Origin of the sequence: Spirulina subsalsa FACHB-351 (genome assembly GCF_026130165.1) — a bacterium.
Taxonomy (GTDB): Bacteria; Cyanobacteriota; Cyanobacteriia; order Cyanobacteriales; family Spirulinaceae; genus Spirulina_A; species Spirulina_A subsalsa_A.
Genome location: NZ_JAIHOM010000245.1, coordinates 1 through 1,573, shown reverse-complemented (window position 1 = coordinate 1,573; position 1,573 = coordinate 1). Strand labels below are relative to the sequence as shown.

2 protein-coding genes and 1 pseudogene are annotated in these 1,573 nt (G+C 50.2%); 1 reads left to right on the top strand and 2 read right to left on the bottom strand.

Translation table 11 applies throughout. The features are described 5' to 3' along the window. Positions 1 to 98: 98 nt before the first annotated feature. Positions 99 to 278 carry a hypothetical protein gene (locus K4A83_RS22655; protein ID WP_265266987.1) on the bottom strand — a complete coding sequence of 60 codons (180 nt, stop codon included), beginning with the start codon at positions 276 to 278 and terminating at the stop codon, positions 99 to 101. Positions 279 to 655: 377 nt separating this feature from the next. Between K4A83_RS22655 and psb32 the strand changes: the two genes are divergently transcribed. After that, a complete protein-coding gene (psb32, locus tag K4A83_RS22650; protein WP_265266985.1) occupies positions 656 to 1,378 on the top strand; it encodes a photosystem II repair protein Psb32 in 723 nt (240 codons plus the stop codon). Between the two features lie 110 nt (positions 1,379 to 1,488). Here psb32 and K4A83_RS23850 read toward each other — a convergent pair. Then, a pseudogene (locus tag K4A83_RS23850) lies at positions 1,489 to 1,573 on the bottom strand (RNA-guided endonuclease TnpB family protein); the annotation flags it as partial.

Genomic DNA, 1,573 nt, shown 5'->3' with positions numbered 1-1,573 from the left:
TGTGCCAAAAAATTAGCTATGTACACTGGTTTAAAGAGCTAGTCCCACCTGGTTAAATTTACCTCTTGACAGGGTTACTATGTCCATTTTTACCTAGTTCATAAGTACCGATTCAACACTTCTGGATCTGAGGAACTGGCGATCGCTTCTAGGAGCGTTTTGTGGTCAGTCCACCACGCGGAGATAGTACGGTGTTCATCTGGAGTCAAACACTGGAAGTCTAAACAGAGAGATTTTCCTGCTAATAGGGCGTAAAGTTTCCGAGCAAAAAGAGACATTTTTGGGTTTGGGGGTGTTCCCTCTTTCTTTGTCTCAAGTTATGGGGATTGGGGCTTAGGGAGAGCAAAATCGATGGATTCTTTTAAGCTTCGGATTGAGGGAGCAGCCTATCGCCAGAAGTCCCATCACCCATTCTAGGCGTTCGCGTAGCGTCTCGGAACGAGAATCGCCTAGCGTCTCGGAACGAGAATCGCCTAGCGTCTCGGAACGAGAATCGCGTTATTCCTGTTACCCATGAGACTTAATTCCCGTGCCTCCCCCACACCCCAAACAGTACACCAGAAGCAGCGAACAATGATAGGCTTAAAAATACTTCCCCAGCACATCTAGCTAGGGGAAGAAACATGGACTTTAACATTGAAAATATTAAGACCCGATGAAAACCTTTGTCTCAAAAATTGCACCAAAGCGGGCTGGATTGCAAGGCGTTTTGCTCACCTTGTGCGTGGTCATCCTGAGTTTTGGGATGGCCTTACCTGCGCTAGCCACTGGCCTCTATAGCTTCCCCACTCAACCCAGTTCAGAAACTTGGGTATTTGACAATGCCGATGAAATTAGTCGCGTCAGTGAAGGGAAAGTCAATAAAGCCCTCTCCCAACTCGCCCAAAATACCGGGAACGAAGTGCGCTTTGTCGTGATTCGTCGCTTAGACTATGGCGAAACCATGGAAGGCCTAACTGACAAACTCTTTGAGCAGTGGTTTCCCACCCCAGAAGCCCGGGCGAATCAAACCCTGTTAGTGTTAGATACCTTGACCAAAAACACCGCCATTCGGGTGGGAGAAGGGCTTGAGGACTTACTTTCTGATGATATTGCCCAGAGTGTTGCGACAGAAACCTTACAGGCTCCATTGCGCGAGGGGAATAAGTTTAACCAGGCGTTACTCGATGCAAGCGATCGCCTCCTAGCCGTCCTCTCCGGAGAACCGGATCCCGGCCCCCCCGAAATTGCCCAAACACTCAACGTTGAGGGAACATTCACCGCCGCCGAAGACACCGATGCTCGTAGTGCCACCGTTTGGGTCGTGGTCCTCTTAATCGTTGCAACCATTATCCCCATGGCAACCTATTTCGCCTATGTCGGTTTCCCCGGTCGTTAACCCCCCCGACACCCTAGAAAATGGGGAAAAAGGCATCTAGAACCTCCCCCAAAAACAGAAAGCCTCATATTGACGTTCTCCCCCGCCTGAAGGCAGGGGGATTCATCGTTCTACGAGTCTCCGTTAGCTGACAGGATTTCTCCAACCAACCAAGAGGGAATCTCTCCCGATGCGTGAATTCGGGCGCGCCCCACC